Below are 1,081 nucleotides of genomic sequence, written 5' to 3'. Positions count from 1 at the left end.
GTGGTGTGTGGTTGCCGGTGGGGTGGCCGGTGATGGGTGTGGTGTGGGCTGTGTTGGGTGTGGTGTTCGTGGGTGTGTTGACGGTGGGGACGGGGTTGGCTGTTGCGGCTGAGTTCTCGTTGACGTCGTTGGAGCGCAGCACGGTTGATGCGCATGTGGGTGCGGTGGGTGATCGGCGTGCGCGGGCGGTGGCGCGGGCGCACCGGTCGTTGTCGTTTCAGCTTTCGGGTGCGCAGGTCGCGATCACGTTGACGACGTTGGTGACGGGGTATGTGGCTGAGCCGTTGATCGGTGAGTTGATTCGTCCGGTGTTGGTGGCGGTGGGTGTGCCTGTGGTGGGGGCGGGTGCGGTGTCGTTGGTGTTGGCGATCTTGTTGGCCACGACGTTGTCGATGGTGTTCGGGGAGATGGTGCCGAAGAACTTGGCGATTGCGCGGCCGTTGGCCACGGCGCGGGCGGTGTCGGGGTATCACGGTGGGTTCTCGCGGGTGTTTCGGTGGTTGATCGATGCGATGAATGACAGTGCGAACTGGGTGGTGCGGCGGTTCGGGGTGGAGCCGCAGGAGGAGTTGCGGTCGGCGCGGTCGCCGGAGGAGTTGGGGTCGATCGTGCGGTCCAGTGCTGAGCACGGGACGTTGGACGAGTCGGCGGCGGAGTTGATGGACCGGTCGTTGCGGTTTGGTGAGCGCACGGCTGAGGAGTTGATGACGCCGCGGGTGCGGGTGGAGGCGTTGCAGGTGGGGGACAGCGTGCTGGATTTGTTGGAGCTGGCCCGCCGCAGTGGGTTCTCCCGGTTCCCCGTGCACGGCGGTGACCTCGACGACATCCACGGCGTCGTCCACGTCAAGCAGGCCTTCGGTCTGCCCGCGGAGGAGCGCGAGCACGTCCTCGTCGGTGCGCTCACCCAGCCCGTTCCCACGGTGCCGGAGACCTTGCACGGTGATGCGCTGCTGGAAACCCTGCGCGGATCGGGTCTGCAATTGGCCGTGGTGGTCGACGAGTACGGCGGGTCGGCGGGCATCGTGACGCTGGAGGACGTGGTCGAGGAGATCATCGGCGACGTCCGCGACGAGCACGACCG

At 66.7% G+C, this 1,081-nt stretch carries 1 protein-coding gene; it reads left to right on the top strand.

All coding sequences use genetic code 11. The features are described 5' to 3' along the window. Positions 1-32 precede the first annotated feature (32 nt). Positions 33-1,081: hemolysin family protein (locus ABT324_RS33360; RefSeq protein WP_351185908.1), on the top strand; the 1,049-nt coding region annotated here is incomplete at its 3' end.

Source organism: Saccharopolyspora sp. NPDC000359 (genome assembly GCF_040300525.1).
Classification (GTDB): Bacteria; Actinomycetota; Actinomycetes; order Mycobacteriales; family Pseudonocardiaceae; genus Saccharopolyspora.
Note: the sequence above shows the minus strand (reverse complement) of the source record. Positions and strands in the feature narration are given on the sequence as shown.